This is a genomic window from Neptunomonas concharum (assembly GCF_008630635.1).
Classification (GTDB): Bacteria; Pseudomonadota; Gammaproteobacteria; order Pseudomonadales; family Balneatricaceae; genus Neptunomonas; species Neptunomonas concharum.
The window spans coordinates 1,467,642-1,491,684 of sequence record NZ_CP043869.1; the positions used below are offsets into that span (position 1 = coordinate 1,467,642).

The window sequence follows — 24,043 nt, forward strand, 5'->3', positions numbered from 1 at the left end:
GAACCCGTATAATCAAACACCGGATTTAATGAGAGAGATACAAACCCATGTCAGGAAACAGCTACGGTAAACTCTTCAGCATCAGCACCTTTGGCGAAAGCCACGGCCCTGCACTGGGATGTGTTATTGATGGCTGCCCACCGGGAATCGAACTAAGTGAAGCAGACCTACAAGAAGACCTGGATCGTCGTAAACCGGGAACCTCCCGCCACACCACACAACGGCGCGAAGATGACATCGTACAGATTCTCTCAGGAGTGTTCGAAGGTAAAACAACAGGCACCTCTATTGGCCTGCTGATCCAAAATACCGACCAGCGCTCCAAAGACTATTCCAATATAGCAGACACCTTTCGTCCAGCTCATGCAGATTACGTCTACACCCATAAATACGGTTTTCGAGATTACCGCGGCGGTGGGCGCTCATCTGCCCGTGAAACAGCCATGCGCGTTGCCGCAGGCGGAATTGCAAAGAAATTTCTAGCCAGCAAAGGGGTTACCATCCGCGGCTACCTATCGCAGCTGGGGCCATTAAAGATCGACGACAGCAAATTCGACTGGGATCAGGTTAACCAAAACCCATTCTTCTCGCCGGATGCCGATATCGTCCCAGAAATGGAACGTTATATGGATGCCCTACGTAAAGAAGGGGATTCTATCGGCGCAAAAATCACCGTCGTTGCAGAAGGCGTGCCCGTTGGCTTAGGCGAACCGATCTTCGACCGTCTCGACGCAGAACTCGCCCATGCATTAATGAGCATTAATGCAGTAAAAGGGATCGAAATTGGTGACGGATTCGCCGTGGTAGAACAAAAAGGAACACAGCACCGTGATGAAATGACCCCCGAAGGTTTTTGCTCAAACCATGCGGGTGGCATCCTCGGTGGTATCTCGACCGGCCAAGCGATCACCGCCAGCATCGCACTTAAACCGACATCCAGCTTACGTTTACCCGGCCGTAGTATCAACGCCAAAGGTGAAGCGATTGAAGTGATCACTCAAGGTCGCCACGACCCTTGTGTTGGCATCCGTGCCACACCCATCGCCGAAGCGATGATGGCGATTGTGCTGATGGATCACTACCTACGCCACCGTGCGCAAAATGCTGATGTGGTTTGTGATACGCCAGTTCTTAAAGGCTGATACAGTCTTACTCTGTTCACCGGTGGTTTCTGCTGCCGGTGAATTCTTGCCAAGTATTCCGCTGGATCGACTGAATAAAAGGGCTATGGCTCATCCGACACTCCTTGTGGATAAAAATTAGCAATTTTATGTATATCCATACAGTATATTTTCAAACAAAGTAAACCTTGGCGCGGTTTGTTGTTCAGGTAGGCACGGTTTCTATTCTGGACAACTTTTGAACTATCTGTAAAATCAAGGAAATAGAGATATTCACAGGGAAGATATCATGCCAAGGATGAAAGAATATCGCGCATGCGCGTTTTTCTCACCTCCTAATTTTGAAACTTTCCTGAAAATTAAATTAAAACAGCGTGTTAGCTAATTTTCTGACTTTTGGGTGGGGAATGATATCGCGCATGCGCACTATTAAAATGTTATGACACCTTCAGCAATTAATATCAGGGAAATATGAAAGCAGAATTTGAAGAAAAGGACTTTGAGGCACCCCTATACACCGAGTTAAGGTTTGGAAGTCACCGAATTGCTACTCCTGGCCAAGTGTTTGAAGGTAAGTTTGGAATTGATGCTGCGTTAGAAGCTGAGCACCCTTTATTTTGGGACCTGTTTCGCTTCTATGACATACCAAAGGGGGTGGTTCTCGATCATCTAAGGTGGGGGTTTATGTGGCGCAAGCTTGGTAGGAAGCGACGGTTACCAACGTTTAGCACTAACCTACTAATTCAAGCAAAGCGGCCCGTCCCTCTGAGCAGAGCTTCATCGCTTCTAAAAAGCTACGGTTTTAGCTCCAGGCATTGGCGATTTGAAATTACTGAGCACCAACAAGAAATTCTTGAAAAAGTGTCTCATAATTTGCGTCGTAAAGCCCTTGTTATATACGCCGCTCCGGCATTCTACACACTAGATGACCTCTATAACCATACTGAAGCTCAAAGGATCGTGGAGAATTCCAATTTTGTCAAAGTAGAGCGATTACATAATCATAAGCAATGGAACTACTATCAGGCTGGGACGAGTGGCGTCGCACATTCTGAGCCAGAATTTATTGAGGATGTTTCTCTAAATTCTATGATTGAGCAAATGGGAGAGTTCGGACAAGAGAACGAAAATGCTTCTGAAAATCTCCGGTATCTACATAAAATGACAGTTGAAACTTGTCAAGAAATCCAAGATCACAATCCAATAGCAAAATACTATCTTCGACTTCACGGGCGACTTATGCGATTGGATGAACTGTATGAGATTGAAGAAACCATCCATTACTCTACCTTCAATCTGTTTTGTAATGTGGCGAAATTGAAATGGCTAGTTGTGTAAGTCATAACAAAGCGCTGCACTCGGAAAAATTATTCGCTGCGCTCCTAATTTTCCGGTGAGCGCGGCGTTACATGTACGGGAAAGTATGTCTCAAGTATTAGAGGAAGTTGAAAAGGCCATATCTTTACTTGGCCTATCTAAAGAAGTCAGTTTGCTTAAGGATGAGGGAGCATCTCTATATGATTCACTTGTAGCGCACTTCGTAGAGGGGGGTGATAGGCGTTGGTGGTGGGAATCCTTTTCTCACCCATCGGACTCTATAACTTACGATGACGGTAAAGGGTTCGAGAAACTTGGTCAGTTCGTTCCAGACTCCAAGGAGCTAGTGTGGTTCGTAGTTGAAGATGACCAACTATCTCACTACCCAATATTTGAAGCATCAACTGAGAATGTCATAAAGATCATAGGTGAGTGTTTCGCGTTTGAGTATTACTTGGTGCCTAGAGACAAATCATGGCTACTTTGCGAAAATCACCACAACAGAATCATTGGTGTTGGCAAGCAGGTAGTTTCAGCCATCCAGCGTGCCAGCATGTAACAAATTTAGGCAGCGATGCCGAAAAGCGTGGCTCGCCTGCTAAAGGCGTTAGCTACTTAGAATCATGCCAATTGAGAGAATCGGAAAATTTTTAGAAACGGCTGATTTGGGAATAACTCACTCCCTAGGGATTGAGACGTCCCAAGTGGAATGCTGCATCAGAGAAATCCAAGATAGAAAGATACTTGGTGCTTTTGGGTGCCCTGTTTTTGGTTTTAAGCAAGAAGACCTAGATTTCCTAAACCAAATACCTTTCATTCAGCAGGTGTGGTTTTGGGAGATTGCGCTAAAAGACATAAGTGGGCTGTATTCGCTCATAGATCTAACGTATTTCGGTATCCATGAAAAAAGGCCTGCTATCAACTTTTCAAAATTCCCGAAGCTTAAAAAAGCGGTCTGGCATCCTGTTCGTAAAGATTGTGGTCTTGGAGAGCTGGACTCACTTCGTGGCTTGGACGTTTGGAGGTTTAAACCAAAAGACAAGTCCTACTCAAGTATTGAGCTATCCAAAAATTTGAGGCAGCTCGATCTTAATTGGTGTAATCCCACATCTTTGGAGGGCATGCCAGTTCTTAGCGAGCTAGAGGAGCTGCAAATCCATTACTGCAAAAACCTAGAGTCCATTGATTCAATTTTCGAGTTTGCACCAAATTTGAAAAAGCTTGTGGTAACGAGGTGTGCAAACCTAAAGGATTTCGATGTGGTTTTGGAGCATGACTGGGATCATATGTACATCAATATCAAGGGTAAAACCGTAGCTAACAAGTCAAAGCACTCGGACGGCGCAAACGCCGCCGGTGTTTGAGGCGTTAGCCGTCACTAAAAGCCAACGGATGGTATCTATGAAAAAAGTTCTAATTTTATTGCTGATGTACTGCGGAACAGTTCACGCAGCAGGAAAAACAGATATCTTGAAGGTATTTGAGCATTTCACTTTAACGAATGCAGCGGCTGGTAAATGTATCAAGCCTGAGAAATCAGAACTAACTTCATTCCTAGCAAACTACCAAATGGTAACCGTACTTACTTTACAAGAAATACAGAAAAGAAATTCAGTCATTTCTCAAAAGCAAACTCAGGAGATACTTAAAGCTGGTAGCGCTAAGGCCACTGAAGCTGTCCACTCAGTAATTGCTAAGGAAGGGTGCGAAAGCCCCAAAATACAAGACCTTATTAAACGTTTTCATGTGCAAGCTAAATGGAAACCATGAGTAATGTTACGGCTAACAAAAACAGGCAGTTGACGCGCAATGCGCTCAACTGCTGTAAGCGTTATGCGATAAGGAGAAAACGGTGCTAAAGCCCGTAATACAGGAAGAAACTACAGGCTGCGGAATTGCATCGGTAGCCAATGTTCTGGGCAAAACCTACTCGGAAATGAAGGCTGTAGCGAATGCTATGGGTATCTATGCCGAAGATAAATCGCTTTGGTCCGATACCCAGTATGTCAGGAAGATGTTGTCCAGTGCCGGAGTTGAGACGTCTCCCGATGAAATTCCTTTTGAATCATGGAGTAGTTTGCCTGATCTGGCACTACTGTCCATCAAGCACCATCAGGAAGATGGTAAAAATTTCTGGCATTGGGTTGTTTTCAAACGTCTGAAAGACCAAGAGTTTGTCTTGGATTCAGCAAGTTACCTGCCTTCCAATATTCGAACGGATTTTGATGAGATGCAGCCCAAGTGGTTCATTGAGGTGTCTACTTTTTATGGGTAACACCAGTGCTTAGGGAAATCGTGCAATGTTAAAGAAAATCGTTATTTTTTCACTTTTATTGATTTTGTCAGCCTGTTCAAAGCATCAACCTGAAATCACGGCTATTGAGTTTGTGGAAAAAATGCAACTTGGAAAAAACTTAGTTAGTTTGAGTTTTAGGGTTTCTAAGAATACGCAAACATTTCGGATGCTTGTTAAAGAGCTTGGACATGAGGAAGCTTCATCTCGTTTGGAAGATGAACTTGTAAAAATAACAAAAGATCATCAGAGAGAGTGGAATGAAAATTTGGCTAATTCATACCTTGAGCATTTTTCGGTTGCAGAGTTAAACTCCATTTATTACGAAAAACGTAACTCACAATTTGCAGATAAAATGTCAGAAATGCAGAAAAAAGTAGGCCGTAGTATGGAAATTAAGTCCAAAGATTTACTTAATGCTGTGGCCACAAACGCGTTAAGTAGTGTATTTGAAAGTGTGCAGTAGGCACCTAACAAGCACCTGCAATCTGACCTCCGACAGTTGAGGTGGGCGTTAAGCAAAAATATGAAAGAGCCTGACTACGACAATTATTCATTGAAACAGCTCTACGAAGCTCTCGAAATGATTGATCGCGAGAGGTGGCCTGAAAGGGTTAGAAAAATCGAATCATTGCTCAGTGATCCTGAGAGCTTTCGGCGATTAAAGGAAGAGCAAAGACTGGTAGATCATCAGGAAGCGCTAGAAAGAAAAGAGGCCTCTCAAGGATTCTTGGGTATTTTATTACTGGTATCGGGCGGAATAGGGTCGTTTACTGGTAGTTTTCTAACTAAATACGGTGTTTTTCAAATAGCTCCTGGTTTCTGGAGGATCCTTGCAGGAATTGGATTAGCCTGTTTTGGGGCTTTGATCATCGTAAAGTTATTTAGGAGAGGGTAAATGCTTAACAATGCGTTGAAAATTGTTCGCTTTGCTCACTGGGGCCTCAAAAGCTACGCTTTTTCGGCCCTTTAAGTGCAGCGTTAGCCGTCATGGTGTTTGCTATACTCAAAGTGATAGAATAGTATCACTTTAGTATTTCTTTGGAGCGGCTCTCATGAAAGTAGAACTCGTTACATCACTCAAACGTCAAGCGACCAAGATCCTCGCAGATCTTCACGACACCAAAGAACCTGTGTTAATTACCGAGCATGGTAAGCCATCAGCATATCTGGTTGATGTTGATGATTACGAATCTATGCAAAATCGCTTGGTGATTCTAGAGGGTATCGCACGAGGTGAACGCGCATTAGCTGATAGTAAAGTGGTAAGTCACGATGAAGCCAAGGAAAAAATGTCAAAATGGCTGAAATAATCTGGACTGAGCCAGCGTTATCTGACCTCAATGATATTGCTGAATACATCGCACTTGAAAATGCCGTAGCTGCAAAGCAATGGGTTCAAACGATCTTCTCTAAAGTTGAACGCCTAGAAACTTTCCCTGAATCAGGTCGCATTCCGCCCGAGCTGGAACATTTAAGTTATCGTGAGGTTGTCGTAAATCCATGTCGTGTTTTCTATAAACAAGACGGTGATAAAGTATTTATTCTGTTTGTGATGCGGGTTGAGAGAGATTTACGTAAGTTCCTGTTAAGTAAGCAGTAACCTTTGGGAATGAGTGGCTAACAAATAATTTAAAAGCGATTCAGCACGCTTGGCATTTTTGGTTTAGGTCAAATGCAGTGATTAAGATGTTCCAGTTGAGCTATGTGGTAGCGTGCTTTACACCTTAATTGGGCGTTGAGGCTGTCGGGTAAGTCTTACAGCCCTAGACCTGCGGTCGAACACTCAGTTACACTGCTTAAAACAAACTTTACCCCGCATGGTGCAACGGATGGCACGCTTCAAACACTACGATTACAAACAGACTAAGATGATACCGTTGCGGTTTGCAGACCAAATCCAGCCGGGAACATTCGAATATACCCTCAACCACGTCGTTGATAATGAACTCGACCTTAGTGTGTTTGAATCCCGCTATCGTAACGACCATAACGGCGCGCCTGCTTATGACCCTGCACTGTTATTAAAAATCGTTTTATTCGCCTATTCTCGGGAGGATTACCTATGGTTCACAACATTGAAAAGATAGCGACCCAAGGTAATGTGAGGCATTAAGACACCTGGGAGGGGCTTATCTGAGGAAATTAAGCCTTATGAGTGCTCGTATGGCGATATGAAACGTGTTTGAATACATCAAAAATGAGCCTGTCAAAACTGATTTTAGGCATTAAGAATATCAAGGAAGGCTGTGGGATGAGGTTTTATTTTGTTAAATGTCTAATCCGACAGTCTCGTTACAAGTTTCAAGGAAGATAAATGAGATCGTTAATCAAAAGTATAATTTTAGGCTCAGCTCTTGCCATAGGCCTTGGAGTAATTGGCTATCTCTTGGTAGCGTTCTATCAGATCCTCATTCTAGATATGACTGATAGCGCTCAAATGGTAGATGCTACTCGATCAAGTAAAGCTATGTACTGGTCGTTACCATTTACATTTATTGTCCTAGTATTAACAACTGTTCTCGTAACTAGAAAGCTTACTTCTAAACACTACTTTATTGGTTTTGTGATAATTTTATTAACGTCATTATCAATCACAGTTGGTCCGATAAAAATTATTAGCATCCATATGAACTATATCCCCATTGTATTAGGTGGGCTAGTCGGCTCATTTATTGGGTCTAAACTTAACAAGCGCCTGCAATCTGACCTCCTGCCATTGTCACCTTTTGCGGGGCACACCAATTTCAAGGAAGCATCGTGCAAGAATCGCGGAAACTAGAGGACTATTTGATAGAAAGGCCTAAACCAAAAGGTATAGATGTCCTTTGTTCTTTGAAGCATTTCGCAATCATTACTTACGCAGTACCTTCTGATAGGTTTCAAGGGATATTCCCCGAACGGTTTCAATTAGACACGGTTGAAATCAACGGCCAAAAGATGGGGCTTATATCTGTAGTTCCATTCATTGATGTTGACTTTACTTCAGCAGTCTTCCCGTTTCCGAAATTTACAATGGGCCAAACAAACTATCGAATATACATTATTGATACTGAAACAGGAGAACGTTGTGTATGGTTCCTTGGCACTACTCTAGATTCTTGGACGCTAGCGGTGCCAAGATACCTTTGGAATCTTCCGTGGCATGCTGGAAAAGTTAGCTTTGACTGCACTCTCAATAAAGTTAATGGCTTGTACGAAAAATACCATATGGAAACTGAATCCGAGTGGGCTGAAGCTTCAGTTGATTTGGTTCAATCGGAATCTGATTTGTTAAAATTCCCGGGTTTTCCCGATATTGAGTCTGCCTTGGTCTATCTAACGCACCCGCTGGCTGGATTTTATTATCGAAGAGATAAAAAGTTGGGTACATATCGTGTGTGGCACAAAGAGCTTGAGGTTAAGCCCGCCCAGATAAAATCAGCTAATTTCAAACTTTTATCTGATCTTGATATTGTTAAAGAAGAAGAGCAAAGCAATCCCTATAGTGTGTTAATCGAGCCAATAAATGAATTTACCATATACTTACCTCCTACCATTGTTGGGTAAAAATTTAACAATGCGCTTAAGCAAGAAGGCAGCAAAGCTGCGCCGCTTAGCTTAGCGTTTTGACTGTCAGGGAAGCTATGAGTAATCGTTTAGGGGTATTTGCATTAATCATTTCAGCGCTAGGAATAACCTTGATGTTGTTATCTCTAGAGGCATATATTTATGATGATGGTATAAATATGAAACTCGCCCCAGTAGTAGCGGACGCATTAGGAGTAATGTCAGGTGCAACTGAATCAGAAGCCTCATTCAGACCTAGCAATAAATTTGAACTTAGTGAAGCTGCTGCTATTTATATCATCGGTGGAGTAGGTGCTTTTCTTGGTTTTATTTCAATAGTACTAGGCTTTGGCTCAATTAAGAGATGTGAGCATCCTGCCGTATCTTATGGCGCTATTGCTTTTGGTATTGCCCCAGTAATTCTAATTAGCATACCAATCGCAATTGGGTGCTTTCTTTTACTTGCACCGATTGTCATTTGGTACAAAAAAACAGTTAACAAGGCGCTTAAGTAATGACGCGCTTTCATCGCGCCCTATATTAAGGTGTTGCACTAAGGATGAAAAATGAGTAAGAGTGAATGGATTTGGGTCGCAATTAGAATATTTGGAATCTACTTGCTGGTGTTAGCTATAATATCAATCCCTGAAGCAATTGGTGCTGTTTATGCACATTTGCATCTCGCTGACGCTGCTGGCAGATCGTCCGATTTTGCTTCAATGGCGGACTCAATACGCAAGGCCGCGGTTTCCAAAGGCGTTACTGCGTTATCCCAGCTTATCCTATTTTCCGTAGCTGCTTACTACTTTATATGCCGTGGAAAGCTAATTCATAATATTGCATCCCGTGAGAATGCATAACTAGGCGTAGAAGCAAGGACGCAGCAAGCTGCACAGCTTGGTGTTAGGTGGATCAATAGGTAGTCAACATAGTATGTTCATAAGGTTTATAGTTTTAACTCTACTCATATCTTCCGAGGCATTTTGCCAAGAAGTATACAAGTACAAGGATGAATCCGGAAAGTGGGTGTTCACCGATAGGCGCCCATCAAACAAAAATGATAATGAATTCGACATTGTGGAGTATAAGAGGGAAGTAATTAAGCCAGCGCCGAGGGTCTTCAGTCGTAGCGCTGGTAGCATGAATATCTTAGTCGCAGATAACCCCTATCATGCTCCCGTAGAGTTTCTTGTAAAATCGTCTCGACTGGCAGGCGGTTCAAAAAAATATGTCGTCCCAGCCGCGAGTCAAAAGGATTTGTATACAAGCCCTCAAAAAATTGGTTCTTTCCGTTATCGCTGGCGGCTGGGTGATCCGTCTGCGCGGGAGGACGGCCATCTCTACAAATTTCCAGTATCCTCAAAGCTTTCTCATAAGATTACTCAAGGATTCAATGGGCGTTTCTCACACTCTAAGCTCCCAAACATAAATGCAATAGATATAGCACTTCCTGTCGGAACGGATATCAGTGCTGCTAGGGATGGCGTGGTTATCTGGGTGAAAGATGACTATCACATGGGTGGTAAGAACAAGTATTTTCTTGATAAGGCAAACTATGTAAAAGTGCTCCACGAAGACGGCACTTACGCAACTTATGCTCATATATTGATAGCAACTGCCACAGTTAAACCAGGAGACATTGTTAAGGCAGGCGATGTACTTGCAAGGTCTGGATCCTCGGGTTACTCAACTGGGCCTCACCTTCACTTTGTTATACGTAAAAATGTAGGCCTAAAAACAGTTTCTATTCCTTTTAGATTTATTTCGGATAGTGGTATTACCTATACCCCTAAGAAGGGTATGGTGATTGACCCGCTTCTGTGATTGTCCACAATACTTCACTATCTGAGCTACAAGAAAGAGTAAAAATGACTCTTTCGTTGCTGAGAAAATTGTTAATGCTGAAATATTTGAAGTTGAGCCAAAGAAAACTGACAGCCGGTTTGATGTCTTGATTGGGTAATAACGATGCGGTAGTTTGGCCAGTAAGCAAGATGTTGGCGTACGCGAAACACTAATTGAAATCTGATAGTGTATAGATTGATAAGGATAGTTAAACATTTCTGGAGGGCTCTACAATGAATACAAATGCCGTATGCTGGTTTGAAATTTATGTGGATGATATTCCGCGCGCTAAATCTTTTTACGAATCAGTACTAGATCTAGAACTAACACGCTTGGACAATCCCAGTGAACCAAAAGATTTCCCGCAGCCTGAAATGTGGGCTTTCCCGATGGAGGAGCGGCCTGGTGCCAGTGGTGCAATCTGTAAAATGGAAGGTGTCGCGGCAGGGGGCAACAGCACCTTGGTGTATTTCAGTAGCGAGGATTGTGCGATTGAGCAAGCAAGGGTTGAAAAGGCCGGTGGAAAGGTAGTCGTACCTAAGATGGCGATTGGCGATTATGGGTTTATTTCAATAGCACAAGACACCGAAGGCAACACTATTGGTTTCCACTCCATGAGATAGGGTGCTCCTCTTGGCATTGCCTTGTGGAAGTCATTATTGCTTTTTTCGGAGAATAGGATGGATTTAAACAACATTCTTACGTTTATTGCAGTGGCCACTTTACTGGTTATCTCGCCTGGTCCGAATGGGTTTCTTATTGCTAAGACGGTTCCTTTGTCTGGGCATAGGGCAGGGTTGGCAAATGTTGCAGGCTTTGTGGCCGCATTCTATGTGCATGGCACTTTGTCCATATTTGGCATCTCTATACTCTTGGTGCAATCGGCTAACGCTTTTTTTGTGTTTAAAATGCTAGGAGCTGCTTATTTGATTTGGCTTGGCTTCAAAGCGCTAAGAAACGCTGTAAGCCAACGTCCATCTGCGACTACAGCACTTAGGGAGCAGTTGAAAAAACCGGCGTCGATACAGAGTGCCTTTTATGAAGGTTTTTTAACTAATATACTGAATCCTAAAGTGTCAGTATTTTATCTTGCTGCTTTTCCGCAGTTTATGACAGTAGACGGTAGCGCTTTCAGTGCATACGCGCTTGTAACTGCGCATTCATTAGTCAATGTGATATGGTTTTCGGCTATGGTGTTCACGTTAGCCAAAGTGAAAAATGCCACTAACCACCCGAAATTTAAAATCTGGTTAAACTCTATAACTGGCATTGTATTTATTGGCTTTGGTACTAAATTGGCGTTGGAAAAGAGCAGCTAATAAGTCTCTGTAAACAGTCTGGAGCAAAGTGCTAGATCCAAAAAGGCCGATACGTTTGTATCGGCCTTTATCACAGAGGTGCTCAATAATAGGTGATTAGATATCGTCTAAGCCTAACTCAGCAATGGATATCTCACGCATTTTGAACTTCTGGATTTTTCCGGTCACGGTCATTGGGAATTCATCCACAAACTTGAAGTAACGCGGGATCTTGAAGTGGGTGATTTTCCCTTTGCAGAACTCGCGAAGTTGCTCTTCTGTAACTGTGTCCGCTTCAGCCGGGTGAAGTTTAATCCATGCGATCAGTTCTTCACCGTACTTTTTATCCGGTACACCGGTTACCTGTACATCGGAGATAGCAGGGTGGGTGTATAGGAATTCTTCGATCTCTTTCGGGTAGACGTTCTCACCACCACGGATAACCATGTCTTTGATGCGGCCGACGATCTGGATATAGCCCTCGTCGTCCATGGTTGCCAAGTCTTCGGTATGCATCCAGCCGGCAGCGTCAATGGATTTACGAGTGGCTTCTTCATTGTTCCAGTATTTCAGCATGACGCTATAACCACGGGTACAGAGCTCACCAATCTCGCCACGAGGGACGATATTGCCAGTTGCGGCATCGACAATTTTTGTCTCTAAGTGAGGTTGTGTACGACCGACGGTGGTCACGCGCTTGTCGAAGGGATCATCCGCTGCGGTTTGAGTGGAAACCGGGCTGGTTTCTGTCATGCCGTAAGCGATTTGAACCTCTTCCATGTGCATCTTGTTGTTCACCGCTTTCATAACTTCGGCTGGGCAGATAGAGCCTGCCATGATGCCGGTGCGCAGCGTGCTCAGGTCGAAGTTTTTAAAATCAGGGTGATCCAGTTCGGCGATAAACATGGTAGGTACGCCATAAACCGCAGTGGCTTTCTCTTCTGTGATGGTTTCAAGGACCGTTTTCGGCTCAAAACCTTCATCGGGGTAGATCATTGCCGCGCCGTGAGTGATGCAGCCTAAGTTACCCATCACCATACCAAAACAGTGGTAGAGTGGGACGGGGATAATCAGGCGGTCATTCTCAGTAAAGTTCATACTCTCTGCAACGAAATAGCCATTGTTAAGGATATTGTGGTGGGAGAGGGTGGCTCCTTTCGGGAAGCCTGTGGTACCCGAGGTGTACTGGATATTGATAGGGTCATCGAACTGTAGCTGCGATTGGATATCGGCTAGCTGCTCAGTAGCAACGTTATCACCCATATTCACGAAATCCGCCCAGCGCCACATACCCGGGTGAGCTTCTTCGGCAAGGTTAATAACACCTTGTAGATAAGGAAGCTTCATGGATTTTAATTTGCCTTCAGCGGATGCTTTCAGCTCAGGAGCGAGTTCGTATAGCATCTGAGTGTAGTTTGAACTCTTGAAGGTGTCAGCAGTGACAATGAAACGTGCTTCTGATTGGTTCAGTGCATATTCCAGCTCATGTAAGCGGTAGGCTGGGTTGATGTTAACCAAAATAGCGCCAACCTTAGCCGTAGCAAACTGAGTAATAGTCCACTCTGCACGGTTCGGTGACCACATACCAATACGATCACCACGTTGGACACCAATAGCCAAAAAAGCGCGTGCGGCTTGATCCACGGCTTCTTGTAATTGGCGATAGGTATATCGTAACCCCTGATGACGAACGATCAATGCATCGTTGTCTGGGAATGTATTGGCTATCTCATCAAATTTATCACCGATCGTCATGCCGATCAGTGGTTTATCGGAGGTTCCGCTTGTGTAACTTGGCAATTTAGTTGTCATATTCAAATCCCTGCAATCTTGTTGTTATCAGGTATTCCGTCGATTCATTTACCACGATAGCTAGCGTGATACTGAAGATTCGGTTGCATCTCAACGGCGCTGGCAACACGGTTAGTCATGTTGTAGAAGCCGGTAATATTGGCAATATCCCAAATGCCCTGATCGCTGAATCCCGCGTCTCTTAGGTTTTGTCTGTCAGCTTCGAGAATCTGGTCAGGATGGCGAGTCAGTTTATCGGCGAAATCCAGCATAGCGCGATGACGTGAGCTAAGCTCTGCTGCGCGATAGTTCATCACCATCAGTTCACCCAAAACAGGGTCACCTGAGTATTCCCGAATAGCAGCGCCGTGGGCAGTTAAGCAGTAGTAGCAATGATTGACCGAAGAAACGACCACGGCGATCATCTCTTTTTCTAAGGGCGTTAGCTCGCTTTCACCAAACATAAGTTCGTTATAGAACTTGGAAAAAACGTCTAACTGAGCGGTATTCTGGCTGTAGGCAGCCAGAACATTGGGCACCATACCTAACTTTTCGTCACACTTGCCAAAGTACTTTTGTACCTCTTCAGGTAACGCATCGCGCTCAGGTATGGGTAGATCCAGCGCAGTAATGTGTGTGGGTTGACTCATCGTGCTGTGCCTCGTTTATTGTTATTGCCAGCGATAGAGATCTTATCTGTTTTCTATTGGTCACACCCGAGGGCGAGACCGACTTTCGATCCGTTGTTTCGGCCTATTTGTCGGGTTATCCAGTTGCCTATCTCGACAAGTTTATCCAGATCAACCCCTGTTTTTATCCCTAGCCCATTTAGCATGTAGACTACATCTTCGGTTGCAACGTTACCGGAAGCGCCTTTTGCATAAGGACAGCCGCCTAAACCTGCAACTGATGTGTCTATGACGCTAATACCATCCTGCATAACGGCATATAGATTTGCTAGCGCTTGGCCGTATGTGTCGTGGAAGTGAGCTGCCAGTTTCGTTACGGGTACTTCATTGGCGACTCGGGCTAACATCTTGCGCGCCTTGGTTGGTGTACCAACACCAATAGTATCGCCCAAGGATATTTCGTAACAGCCCATATCCAAAAGTTCACGAGACACTGATGCGACTTGTGCGGGATCGATATCCCCTTCATAAGGGCAGCCCAGTACTGTTGATACATAGCCTCGAACACGAATATCGTGCTGCTTGGCGAGTTCAATGACTGGAATAAAGCGGGCAAGACTTTCGGCAATTGAGCAGTTAATGTTTTTCTGAGAGAAAGATTCAGACGCGGCTCCAAATACCGCAACTTCCTCAACGCCTGCGGCAATGGCTCCTTCAAGGCCCTTCAGATTAGGGGTGAGCGCAGCATACACCACACCCTCCCGTCGGGAGATACCAGCCATAACCGCGCTGGCATCGCCCATCTGAGGAACCCATTTCGGTGAGACAAAGCTTGCCGATTCAATATATTGCATACCGGCATCAGCGAGTCGGTTAATCAGCTCCACTTTAATGTCTGTACTGATAACCGGGCCGCTTTCATTTTGTAGGCCGTCACGAGGGCCGACTTCTACAATTCTCACTTTCTCGGGCAAACCCATGATTAGGCCTCCTCTTCATCCGCTGCTGTGACGGCGACGAGTGCTGCGCCATCAGATACGAGTTCACCTTCGGCGAAGAAAATTTCAGCAACGACGCCATCATGAGGCGCTTTAATGCTGTGTTCCATTTTCATCGCTTCCATGATTACCAGTGTATCGCCTTCAGCGACAGATTGGCCAACCTCAACCAAAACGGCAACAATCGCGCCGTTCATCGGTGCGGTTAGCGAGCCGCCATCAGCTTGATCGTTTTCATCAAACGTATGACGGAACAGCTGGCATTGGAACTGGCTACCTTCACGGAACAGGGTCAGGTTATCACCGGCCATGTGGCCGTGGATGCTTAGACGATGGCCGTTAATCACAGCGCGAAGATGATCATCATCCAACGAAGCAGAAACGTTGAAGGTTGCATCATCAACCGTGATTTCATAACCAGTGGTGTGTTCTAACACGCTGACTTTGTGGCTTTCACCTTCCACAGTCCATTCGAGCGGGCGCGCATAATTTGCGTTTAAGCGCCAGCTGGTTTGCTGGTTAAACGGTGAATATGGGTCACCTTTTACTGGGTTGCTCTGGCGCTCTTTCTCCAGCAGAAAGCTGGTGGCTAAGGCTAGCTGGCTCTGAACATCAACTTTTGCTTCTGGGAAAAGCAGATCGTTATGTTTCTCAATGAACCCTGTATCCAGTTCTTCGTCACGGAAAGGTTTGCTGTCTGCCAGATGGCGCAAGAATCCAATGTTGGTTTTCATACCACCGATGCGATAAGACTCCAGTGCATGTACCATGCGATTGATCGCTTGCTCACGGCTTTCATCCCATACGATCAGTTTAGCGATCATGGGGTCGTAATAAACGCTAACTTCATCGCCTTCAATGACACCGGTATCGACACGAACGTTGCCGTTCTCATCAGGTGTTCTCAGGTAGTGTAGAGTACCTGTTACGGGTAAGAAGTCATTATCCGGATCTTCTGCATAAACACGGGCTTCCAGTGCATGGCCGCGGATTTGGATTTGATCCTGCTGCTGAGGAATCACTTCTCCGTCGGCAATACGCAGCTGCCATTCTACCAAGTCTTGACCTGTGATCATTTCAGTAACAGGGTGCTCTACCTGTAAACGCGTGTTCATTTCCATGAAGTAGAAAGAGCCATCTTCGTCATACAGGAACTCAACAGTACCTGCGCCGACATAGTCGATGGCTTTTGCTGCTGCAACGGCTGCTTCACCCATTGCTTTACGGGTTTCGTCAGCTAGACCTGGAGCAGGTGCTTCTTCGATCACTTTCTGGTGGCGACGTTGAACAGAGCAATCGCGCTCTGCCAAGTAAACACCGTTGCCGTGATGATCGCAAAATACCTGAATCTCGACGTGGCGAGGCTTAGTTAAATAACGCTCAATGAGCATATCCGGGTTGCCAAAGGCGTTTTGCGATTCACGTTGAGCGGCGGCTAATGCAGAGTCGAATTCATCAATATTGTTGACGACACGCATCCCTTTACCACCACCGCCAGCAATGGCTTTTAGTAGCAATGGAAAGCCGCATTTCTCTGCTTCAGCTTTTAATAATGCAGGGGTTTGATCTGCACCATGATAGCCGGGTACGAGAGGTACATTGGCTTTTTCCATGATCGCTTTAGCAGCAGATTTTGAGCCCATTGCCGCAATAGCAGAAGCGGGTGGGCCAATAAATACAATGCCGTTTTCTTCACAGGCGTTAGCAAAGCCAGTGTTTTCTGATAGGAAACCATAGCCCGGGTGAATTGCTTGAGCACCTGATTGTAATGCGATTTCAATAATCTTATCGGCGCGCAAATAACTTTCACTGCTTGGCGCAGGACCAAGTAAAAAAGCTTCATCTGCCATCGCAACATGGCGAGCATTACGGTCGGCTTCAGAATAGACCGCGACACAACGAATACCCAACCGGTGAGCGGTTTGAATAACCCGGCAGGCGATTTCGCCACGGTTTGCAATTAATATCTTGCTGAACATAGTGACTTACTCCTGAATCCAGTTTGGTTTGCGTTTTTCTAGGAAAGAGCTAAGTCCTTCCTGTCCTTCTGTGCTGACGCGGATATCGGCAATACGTTTTGCTGTATCGTCGATTACCGCCTGATCAATCACTTTGGAACTCACCGCAAAGATCAGATCTTTAGCAGCACGCATACCTTGTGGGCTGTTTCTGCGTAGTGTGGCAGTGATGCGGGCGCAAGCGTCGTCAAACAGATCTGCTGTAGCGACAACTTCATGAACCAGCCCAAATGTTTTTGCTGTATTTGCAGAGAAAGCTTCTGCTGTTAGGAAGAAGCGACGGGACTGACGCTCGCCAATGGCTCTCACTACATAAGGGCTAATAACTGCGGGAATCAGCCCAATTTTTACTTCGCTTAAGCAAAATTGAGCATCTTCAGATGCAATGACGATATCGCAGCAAGCAGCTAGCCCGACGGCTCCACCGTAAGCGGCACCTTGGACAAGTCCGATAGTGGGTTTGCTCAGGTTGTTTAATCTCTCCATCAATTTTGCTAAACGTCCAGCGTCTTGCAAATTTTCCTGATGGGAGTTTTTTGCCATGCGCTTCATCCATGCAAGATCAGCACCAGCAGAGAAGTTTTTGCCATTGGATCGCAGGATCAATACACGAATGTTGTCATTCGTATCAACATGCTCAAGTTGGCTGATCAAACTTTCAATAATCTGATCATCAAAAGCATTGTGTACTTCCGGGCGGTTCAGAATGAGTTCGGCAATACCGTTGTCATTTTGGCGCAGGAGTACATGATTATTATCGGTCATCATGATCTCCTTACATGCGGAAGACGCCGAAGCGTGTTTCACCAACCGGTTTGTTCAGTGCTGCAGAAAGCCCCATGCCGATCACTTCGCGGGTCTGAGCAGGGTCTATAACACCGTCATCCCATAGTCGGGCAGATGCGTAGTAAGGGTGGCCTTGGTGTTCATACGTTTCGACGATGGGCTTTTTAAACGCAGCTTCAGCTTCGGCTGACCACTCTTCACCTTTACGCTCTTTACCATCGCGTGTGACGGTTGCCAGTACGCCTGCTGCTTGTTCGCCACCCATAACGGAGATGCGCGCGTTTGGCCACATCCATAGGAAGTTAGGGCTATAGGCACGGCCACACATGCCGTAGTTACCTGCACCAAATGAGCCGCCAATTAATACGGTCAATTTAGGGACTTCTGCACAAGCAACCGCAGTTACCAGTTTGGCGCCATGTTTGGCGATCCCTTCTGCTTCATATTTCTGCCCAACCATGAAGCCTGTGATATTTTGCAGGAATAGAAGAGGGATTTTTCTCTGACAGCAAAGCTCAATGAAGTGAGCGCCTTTTTGTGCGGATTCGCTAAAAAGAATACCGTTGTTAGCAATGATACCTACTGGATAGCCGAAAATATGTGCAAACCCGGTGACGAGTGTTGTACCGTAGTTCTTTTTGAATTCGTCAAAGTTAGAACCGTCAACAATACGAGCGATCACTTCACGCACATCAAAGGGCTTTTTAAGATCTGTACCGACAATGCCGTACAGTTCTTCAGCAGGGTAGAGCGGCGCTTCAACTGGCTTGATATCCAGATTGATCTCTTTCTTGCGGTTTAAGTTAGAAACCACTGTGCGAGCAATCTGCAGGGCGTGCTGGTCATTCTCTGCGTAATGGTCGGCAACGCCTGACACTTTACAGTGAACATCGGCGCCCCCTAAATCTTCTGCACTCACGACTTCCCCAGTTGCTGCTTTTACCAACGGGGGGCCTGCGAGAAAGATCGTACCTTGGTTGCGTACGATAATCGATTCATCCGCCATGGCTGGTACGTATGCACCACCGGCTGTACACAAGCCCATCACTACCGCGATTTGAGGAATGCCTTTCGAGGACATACGTGCCTGATTGTAGAAGATACGGCCAAAATGATCGCGGTCAGGGAATACATCGTCTTGCTGAGGTAAGTTGGCACCACCCGAGTCAACCAGATAAATACAAGGCAGGTGATTTTGCTCAGCAATTTCTTGAGCACGAAGATGCTTTTTAACCGTTAGCGGGTAGTATGTGCCACCTTTAACCGTGGCATCGTTGGCGATAATCATACACTCGCGGCCTGATACGCGGCCAATACCTGTGATAATCCCTGCCGCCGGAATCACGTCTTCGTACACTTTGTAAGCGGCCATTTGCGAGAGTTCTAAAAACGCAGAGCCCGGATCAATCAATGTGTTAATGCGGTCGCGAGGTAGAAGCTTACCACGGGAGGTGTGGCGCTCTTGATAAGATGGGCCACCACCTTGCTCAATGGTAGCGACCTGCTCGCGCAGATCTTGCACAGCGACTGACATCATTTCATGGCGTGAAACAAAATCTTCAGCCCTTGGGTTTATTTTGGATTGAATAATAGACATAAGCTGCCCTCATCAGACCCTGTTACGGTTGGTGTAACAGGATCTTTTTAATTCTTATTAATGGAAGGTGAGGTGGTCGCTTACTTGTTAAGGTAAAGTTCGCGACCAATCAGCATTCGACGGATTTCAGAAGTACCGGCGCCGATTTCATAAAGTTTTGCGTCACGCAGCAGACGGCCTGTCGGGAATTCGTTGATATAGCCGTTGCCACCCAATAGCTGAATCGCGTCCAGTGCAATTTTGGTAGCCATTTCTGCTGAATAAAGAATACAGCCTGCTGCATCTTTACGAGACGTTTCACCACGCTCAGCCGCCATGCCATTGATGTAAACATAAGATTTAGAGGCATTCATCAGTGTATACATATCGGCAATTTTGCCTTGTACAAGTTCGAATTCACCAATCGGTTGGCCAAACTGCTGACGATCACGGATGTAAGGTACACAAATATCCATCGCCGCCTGCATGATACCCAATGGTCCGCCAGACAAAACCAAACGCTCATAATCCAAACCACTCATCAGAACTTTAACGCCGCCGTTAAGTTCGCCTAGAATATTTTCTTTAGGCACAGGGCAGTCCTGAAAAACCAGTTCGCATGTGTTGGAGCCGCGCATACCCAGCTTGTCTAATTTTTGGTGGCGAGAGAAGCCTGGGAAGTCGCGCTCTACGATAAAGGCTGTGATACCACGAGGGCCTGCCTGAATGTCTGTCTTGGCATAGATAACATAAGTGTTGGCATCAGGACCGTTAGTGATCCACATCTTGTTGCCGTTCAGCAGATAATGATCGCCATTATCGCGTGCGGTTAATTTCATTGATACAACATCAGAGCCTGCGTTCGGTTCAGACATTGCCAATGCGCCGATGTGCTCGCCGCTGATCAGTTTAGGCAGGTACTTAAGCTTTTGCTCGTGGGTGCCGTTACGATGAATTTGGTTTACACACAGGTTGGAGTGTGCGCCGTAAGATAAACCTACAGAAGCGGATGCACGACTAATCTCTTCCATGGCAATAATATGCGCAAGATAGCCCATACCTACACCGCCGTATTCCTCTTTGACTGTGATACCTAGCAGGCCCATATCACCGAATTTGCGCCACAAGTCGTTGGGGAACTCATTGTCGTGGTCAATTTGTTCTGCGCGTGGCGCAATTTCTTGCGCGGCGAAGCTGTTGATTTGCTCACGCAGCATGTCAATTGTTTCGCCAAGTCCAAAGTTTAGTTCTGTGTATTGTGAAATCATCTGTGACATCCTTACTGTTTGCTTATTCCTGTCTGACGGTTGTCAGGCTGAATTTGCTTTTTGTTGTTTTTTGCTCGCTAGTTCCTTAAGTGCTTCAGTACAACGAGTTTCTGCACTTTCCAGTTCTAGCTGAACCATTGCGATATCGTTTAATTGCTGTTCAAGCGCCATCTTCCGCTCAGTGATTTTGTTGAGCAGAAGCTTTAACTGCTTCTCGCTGCCGGACAACGTTTCATCCCATAAATCAAAAAGCTCTTTGGTCTCTGCAAGCGAAAACCCTAAACGCTTGCCTCTGAGTATGAGCTTTAAACGAACTCTGTCCTGGCGGCTATAAATACGTGTTTGCCCTCGGCGTCGAGGAGCGAGCAAACCTTGGTCTTCATAAAAGCGAATGCTACGGGTGGTAACATCAAATTCGCTGGCTAGCTCGCTAATTGAATATGTCGCCTTCTTTTCCATAAATATATCTACTATGCTTGATCAGGTTAATTTAGCGGAAGTTTACGTAAACGTAAAGTAGCAAAGAGGTGTAGTGAAATTATATCATGATTCTTTTTTCAATGGTTAACCGTATGAAATATATGAATAAAATGGGGTTTTTGGGGGTGTTTTATGGAGTGTTGCTACCAAAGTAGTACTTGGCTTCCAGTAAGGGAAATTGCTAATTTCTAAAGACAGCTTACGAATACGTAAGTTAAGCCGTGCAGCCGAAGCTGCAAAATAAGAACAAAAGAGGCTTATTCCGCATGAGTGCAGATTATGTTCTGGAAACCCGGAATCTGATAAAAGAATTCAAAGGGTTCACTGCTGTTGATGATGTGAATCTTAAAGTTGAGCGAGGCACAATCCACGCGCTTATCGGCCCTAATGGTGCTGGTAAGACAACGGTATTTAACTTGCTGACTAAGTTCCTAACACCTACCACCGGTACGATCTTGTTTAACGGTGAGGATATTACCTCGATGAAATCTGCGGCAATTGCTCGTAAGGGAATTGTGCGCTCATTTCAAATCTCGGCGGTCTTCCCGCATCTTAGCGTGTTGGAAAATGTCAGGATTGCATTGCAGCGTAAAGAGGGTAATAGCTTCCATTTTTGGAAGTCTGAAAAAGTTCTCGATAAGTTAAATGATCGTGCTTTAGAGCTGCTGGATGAGGTTGGCTTAAAAGACTATGCCAATGCGATTACAGTCGACCTTCCCTATGGGCGTAAGCGTGCATTAGAGATTGCGACTACCTTGGCGCTTGATCCAGAAATGCTATTGCTGGACGAGCCTACCCAAGGTATGGGCCACGAAGATGTGGGTGTAGTTGCTGATCTTATTAAGAAAGTCTCTGCAAATCGTACCATTCTTATGGTTGAGCATAATTTGCACGTGGTTGCGAAACTTGCCGATAAGATCACTGTATTGCAGCGTGGCGCTATCCTCACAGAAGGTACCTATGAAACGGTATCTCAAGATCCACAGGTTCGTGAGGCCTATATGGGTGTTGAGGCTGATGATGAGGTTGCTAATGCGATCGCAGCAGAAAGTGCAGCAGAGAAGGAGGCGAAGGCATGAGCAGTACCGGTGAGAAGATCCGCATCGTTGATTTACATGCCTACTATGGCGAATCTCATATTCTGCATGGTATCGATATGACGATCATGCAGGGTGAGTTGGTAACGCTCTTAGGGCGAAATGGTTCAGGTCGTTCAACCACATTGAAAGCGATCATGAATATGGTGGGACGCCGTACGGGGGCGATCAATATAAATGGTAATGAGACCATTAACATGCCTGCCCATAAAATTGCCCACCTGGGGGTAGGCTACTGTCCTGAAGAGCGAGGCATCTTCTCTAGCCTCAATGTCGAGGAAAACTTAATGCTACCTCCGAATGTGCGTTCGGATGGCATGAGTGTTGAAGAGATTTATGAGCTGTTCCCTAACTTAGCTGAGCGCCGTTATAGCCAGGGGACACGCCTCTCTGGTGGTGAGCAGCAGATGCTTGCTATGGCTCGAATTCTTCGTACGGGAGCAAATATTTTGCTTCTTGACGAGATCACTGAAGGTTTGGCTCCGGTCATCGTTCAGAAGCTGGCAGAAGTGCTGGTTATGTTAAAAGAACGTGGCTTGACTATTTTGTTAGTCGAGCAAAATTTCCGTTTTGCGGCCCCAATAGCTGATCGTCACTACGTTATGGAACACGGACATATCGTAGAAGAGGTTCATGCTCATGAGTTGCAAGCTAAAACGGAGCTGTTGAATACCTATTTGGGTGTTTAATGCTTGGATTAAACGGTCCAAGTGAATGCCTGATTCCCTTGAAATGCGATAACAATAAAAATTTCTCAAGCAGGAGTGACAACATGAAAGCAATGAAAAAGACCGTACTAGCCGCAGCAATGAGCTTGGCAGCCGCAACAGGTGTACAGGCCGCTGGTATTTCAGATGATGTGGTTAAAATCGGTGTACTGGCAGATATGGGTGGTGTTTACGCCGATGTTTGTGGACAGGGTTGTGTAACCGCTGTAGAGATGGCGGTTGAAGACTTCGGTGGAACGGTACTGGGTAAGCCAATTGAAGTTGTGAGTGCTGACGATCAGAACAAGCCGGATGTAGGGTCTGCAAAAGTTCGCCAGTGGGTTGAAGATGAAAAGGTTGATGCAGTTAATGGTCTGGTAGCGTCTTCTGTAACAGGTGCCGTGACTAAAGTACTGACAGATGCTAAGAAAATCGCGCTAATCTCTACTTCTGCAAGTAATGCGTTCACAACTAAAGCGTGCTCTCCTTACAATGTTCATTGGACTTACAACGTAGCTGCTTTGGCAAATGGTACCGTTAAGCCGATGGTAGAGTCTGGCAAGAAGAAGTGGTTCTTCATTACAGCAGATTATGCGTTTGGACATGCGCTTGAAGGTATTGCTTCTAAAGTAATTAATGAATCGGGTGGTGAAGTTGTAGGCGCTGTTCGTGCACCGCTAGGTACAACAGACTTCTCTTCTTATATCCTTCAGGCTCAGGCTTCTGGTGCTGACGTTGTAGGCTTGGCTAATGCGGGTGCTGACTTCGTTAACTCTTTGAAAACGGCAGCAGAATTTGGTCTGACAGAAATGATGGACGTTGCAGGCTTGTTGGTATTTACGCATAACGCAAAAGCGTTGGATCCAGCGATTGCTGCAGGCATGAAGGCGACTACAGGCTTCTATTGGGATATGGATGATCAAACCCGTGAGTGGTCTGCACGTTTCAAAGCGCGTCATGGTTCTATCCCAGCTATGGGGCAGGCAGGTGCGTACTCTATGACAATGCACTACCTAAATGCGATCAAAGCAGCCGGTACGGATGATTCTGATGCCGTCATGAAGCAGATGAAAATGACGAAGCCGAACGATTTCTTCGCTCGTAATGCTACGTTACGTAACGACGGTCGTATGGTTCACGATATGCTATTGGTGAGCATCAAAGATGCGGCTAGCCGTAAATCCGAAGATGATATCTATAACATCGAAGCAACCATTCCTGGTAACGTGGCATTTAACCCAATGCTTCCAGAGTGTGACTTCAAGTAATC

At 45.5% G+C, this 24,043-nt stretch carries 28 protein-coding genes; 20 read left to right on the forward strand and 8 right to left on the reverse strand.

What is annotated here, in order from left to right:
* Positions 1 to 47 precede the first annotated feature (47 nt).
* From aroC to F0U83_RS06885, 17 genes are all read left to right on the forward strand, one after another.
* Complete coding sequence (gene aroC, locus F0U83_RS06800) at positions 48 to 1,142, forward strand: chorismate synthase (protein WP_138988441.1); 1,095 nt, start codon at positions 48 to 50, stop codon at positions 1,140 to 1,142.
* Positions 1,143 to 1,592: 450 nt separating this feature from the next.
* On the forward strand, positions 1,593 to 2,459 hold the full coding sequence (locus tag F0U83_RS06805; RefSeq protein ID WP_138988440.1) for a hypothetical protein: 867 nt from the start codon (positions 1,593 to 1,595) through the stop codon (positions 2,457 to 2,459).
* Between the two features lie 85 nt (positions 2,460 to 2,544).
* The gene (locus tag F0U83_RS06810; RefSeq protein WP_138988439.1) at positions 2,545 to 2,997 is read left to right on the forward strand and encodes a DUF6756 family protein; all 453 of its coding nucleotides are present in this window, start codon (positions 2,545 to 2,547) and stop codon (positions 2,995 to 2,997) included.
* Between the two features lie 64 nt (positions 2,998 to 3,061).
* Entirely contained in the window at positions 3,062 to 3,802 is a 741-nt protein-coding gene (locus F0U83_RS06815) for a hypothetical protein (protein WP_138988438.1), read from the forward strand.
* Positions 3,803 to 3,839: 37 nt separating this feature from the next.
* Entirely contained in the window at positions 3,840 to 4,208 is a 369-nt protein-coding gene (locus tag F0U83_RS06820; protein ID WP_138988437.1) for a hypothetical protein, read from the forward strand.
* An 82-nt stretch (positions 4,209 to 4,290) separates the two neighbouring features.
* Positions 4,291 to 4,713 (forward strand): hypothetical protein, encoded by a 423-nt coding sequence (locus tag F0U83_RS06825; RefSeq protein WP_138988436.1) that lies wholly within the window; start codon positions 4,291 to 4,293, stop codon positions 4,711 to 4,713.
* A 25-nt stretch (positions 4,714 to 4,738) separates the two neighbouring features.
* Positions 4,739 to 5,197: a hypothetical protein gene (locus F0U83_RS06830; RefSeq protein WP_138988435.1), complete on the forward strand. Its 459-nt coding sequence runs from the start codon at positions 4,739 to 4,741 to the stop codon at positions 5,195 to 5,197.
* A 60-nt stretch (positions 5,198 to 5,257) separates the two neighbouring features.
* Positions 5,258 to 5,629 carry a hypothetical protein gene (locus tag F0U83_RS06835; protein WP_138988434.1) on the forward strand — a complete coding sequence of 124 codons (372 nt, stop codon included), beginning with the start codon at positions 5,258 to 5,260 and terminating at the stop codon, positions 5,627 to 5,629.
* Between the two features lie 157 nt (positions 5,630 to 5,786).
* Positions 5,787 to 6,044, forward strand: coding sequence for a type II toxin-antitoxin system Phd/YefM family antitoxin (locus F0U83_RS06840; RefSeq protein ID WP_138988433.1), 258 nt, complete (start codon positions 5,787 to 5,789; stop codon positions 6,042 to 6,044).
* Complete coding sequence (locus F0U83_RS06845; protein WP_138988432.1) at positions 6,032 to 6,334, forward strand: type II toxin-antitoxin system RelE/ParE family toxin; 303 nt, start codon at positions 6,032 to 6,034, stop codon at positions 6,332 to 6,334. The genes F0U83_RS06840 and F0U83_RS06845 overlap by 13 nt, the downstream gene beginning before the upstream one ends.
* A gap of 229 nt (positions 6,335 to 6,563) precedes the next feature.
* On the forward strand, positions 6,564 to 6,821 hold the full coding sequence (locus tag F0U83_RS06855; RefSeq protein WP_211343697.1) for a transposase: 258 nt from the start codon (positions 6,564 to 6,566) through the stop codon (positions 6,819 to 6,821).
* A 670-nt stretch (positions 6,822 to 7,491) separates the two neighbouring features.
* The gene (locus F0U83_RS06860; protein WP_138988431.1) at positions 7,492 to 8,280 is read left to right on the forward strand and encodes a DUF2071 domain-containing protein; all 789 of its coding nucleotides are present in this window, start codon (positions 7,492 to 7,494) and stop codon (positions 8,278 to 8,280) included.
* 77 nt (positions 8,281 to 8,357) lie between these two features.
* Entirely contained in the window at positions 8,358 to 8,795 is a 438-nt protein-coding gene (locus F0U83_RS06865) for a hypothetical protein (protein WP_138988430.1), read from the forward strand.
* Positions 8,796 to 8,846: 51 nt separating this feature from the next.
* On the forward strand, positions 8,847 to 9,140 hold the full coding sequence (locus tag F0U83_RS06870) for a hypothetical protein (RefSeq protein WP_138988429.1): 294 nt from the start codon (positions 8,847 to 8,849) through the stop codon (positions 9,138 to 9,140).
* A 73-nt stretch (positions 9,141 to 9,213) separates the two neighbouring features.
* Positions 9,214 to 10,104, forward strand: coding sequence for a M23 family metallopeptidase (locus F0U83_RS06875; RefSeq protein ID WP_138988428.1), 891 nt, complete (start codon positions 9,214 to 9,216; stop codon positions 10,102 to 10,104).
* 254 nt (positions 10,105 to 10,358) lie between these two features.
* Positions 10,359 to 10,748, forward strand: coding sequence for a VOC family protein (locus F0U83_RS06880; protein ID WP_138988427.1), 390 nt, complete (start codon positions 10,359 to 10,361; stop codon positions 10,746 to 10,748).
* A 21-nt stretch (positions 10,749 to 10,769) separates the two neighbouring features.
* Complete coding sequence (locus tag F0U83_RS06885; RefSeq protein WP_246077842.1) at positions 10,770 to 11,444, forward strand: LysE family translocator; 675 nt, start codon at positions 10,770 to 10,772, stop codon at positions 11,442 to 11,444.
* Between the two features lie 96 nt (positions 11,445 to 11,540).
* Here the strand turns inward: F0U83_RS06885 and F0U83_RS06890 are convergent, their stop codons facing one another.
* The 8 genes from F0U83_RS06890 to F0U83_RS06925 all read right to left on the reverse strand — a co-directional run bounded on the left by F0U83_RS06890 (position 11,541) and on the right by F0U83_RS06925 (position 20,948).
* Positions 11,541 to 13,235: an AMP-binding protein gene (locus F0U83_RS06890; RefSeq protein ID WP_138988426.1), complete on the reverse strand. Its 1,695-nt coding sequence runs from the start codon at positions 13,233 to 13,235 to the stop codon at positions 11,541 to 11,543.
* A gap of 44 nt (positions 13,236 to 13,279) precedes the next feature.
* Positions 13,280 to 13,864: a peroxidase-related enzyme gene (locus F0U83_RS06895; RefSeq protein ID WP_138988425.1), complete on the reverse strand. Its 585-nt coding sequence runs from the start codon at positions 13,862 to 13,864 to the stop codon at positions 13,280 to 13,282.
* A gap of 53 nt (positions 13,865 to 13,917) precedes the next feature.
* On the reverse strand, positions 13,918 to 14,823 hold the full coding sequence (locus F0U83_RS06900; protein WP_138988424.1) for a hydroxymethylglutaryl-CoA lyase: 906 nt from the start codon (positions 14,821 to 14,823) through the stop codon (positions 13,918 to 13,920).
* Positions 14,824 to 14,825: 2 nt separating this feature from the next.
* On the reverse strand, positions 14,826 to 16,820 hold the full coding sequence (locus F0U83_RS06905; protein WP_138988423.1) for an acetyl/propionyl/methylcrotonyl-CoA carboxylase subunit alpha: 1,995 nt from the start codon (positions 16,818 to 16,820) through the stop codon (positions 14,826 to 14,828).
* Positions 16,821 to 16,826: 6 nt separating this feature from the next.
* Positions 16,827 to 17,627 (reverse strand): enoyl-CoA hydratase/isomerase family protein, encoded by an 801-nt coding sequence (locus F0U83_RS06910; RefSeq protein WP_211343696.1) that lies wholly within the window; start codon positions 17,625 to 17,627, stop codon positions 16,827 to 16,829.
* 7 nt (positions 17,628 to 17,634) lie between these two features.
* Complete coding sequence (locus F0U83_RS06915; protein WP_138988421.1) at positions 17,635 to 19,242, reverse strand: carboxyl transferase domain-containing protein; 1,608 nt, start codon at positions 19,240 to 19,242, stop codon at positions 17,635 to 17,637.
* Positions 19,243 to 19,322: 80 nt separating this feature from the next.
* On the reverse strand, positions 19,323 to 20,489 hold the full coding sequence (locus F0U83_RS06920; protein WP_138988420.1) for an isovaleryl-CoA dehydrogenase: 1,167 nt from the start codon (positions 20,487 to 20,489) through the stop codon (positions 19,323 to 19,325).
* Between the two features lie 42 nt (positions 20,490 to 20,531).
* Positions 20,532 to 20,948, reverse strand: coding sequence for a MerR family transcriptional regulator (locus tag F0U83_RS06925; RefSeq protein WP_138988419.1), 417 nt, complete (start codon positions 20,946 to 20,948; stop codon positions 20,532 to 20,534).
* 287 nt (positions 20,949 to 21,235) lie between these two features.
* Between F0U83_RS06925 and F0U83_RS06930 the strand changes: the two genes are divergently transcribed.
* From F0U83_RS06930 to F0U83_RS06940, 3 genes are all read left to right on the forward strand, one after another.
* Entirely contained in the window at positions 21,236 to 22,048 is an 813-nt protein-coding gene (locus F0U83_RS06930; protein ID WP_138988418.1) for an ABC transporter ATP-binding protein, read from the forward strand.
* Positions 22,045 to 22,755: an ABC transporter ATP-binding protein gene (locus F0U83_RS06935; RefSeq protein ID WP_138988417.1), complete on the forward strand. Its 711-nt coding sequence runs from the start codon at positions 22,045 to 22,047 to the stop codon at positions 22,753 to 22,755. Before F0U83_RS06930 ends, F0U83_RS06935 begins: the two co-directional genes overlap by 4 nt.
* An 83-nt stretch (positions 22,756 to 22,838) precedes the next feature.
* Entirely contained in the window at positions 22,839 to 24,041 is a 1,203-nt protein-coding gene (locus tag F0U83_RS06940; protein ID WP_138988416.1) for an ABC transporter substrate-binding protein, read from the forward strand.
* Positions 24,042 to 24,043: the final 2 nt, after the last annotated feature.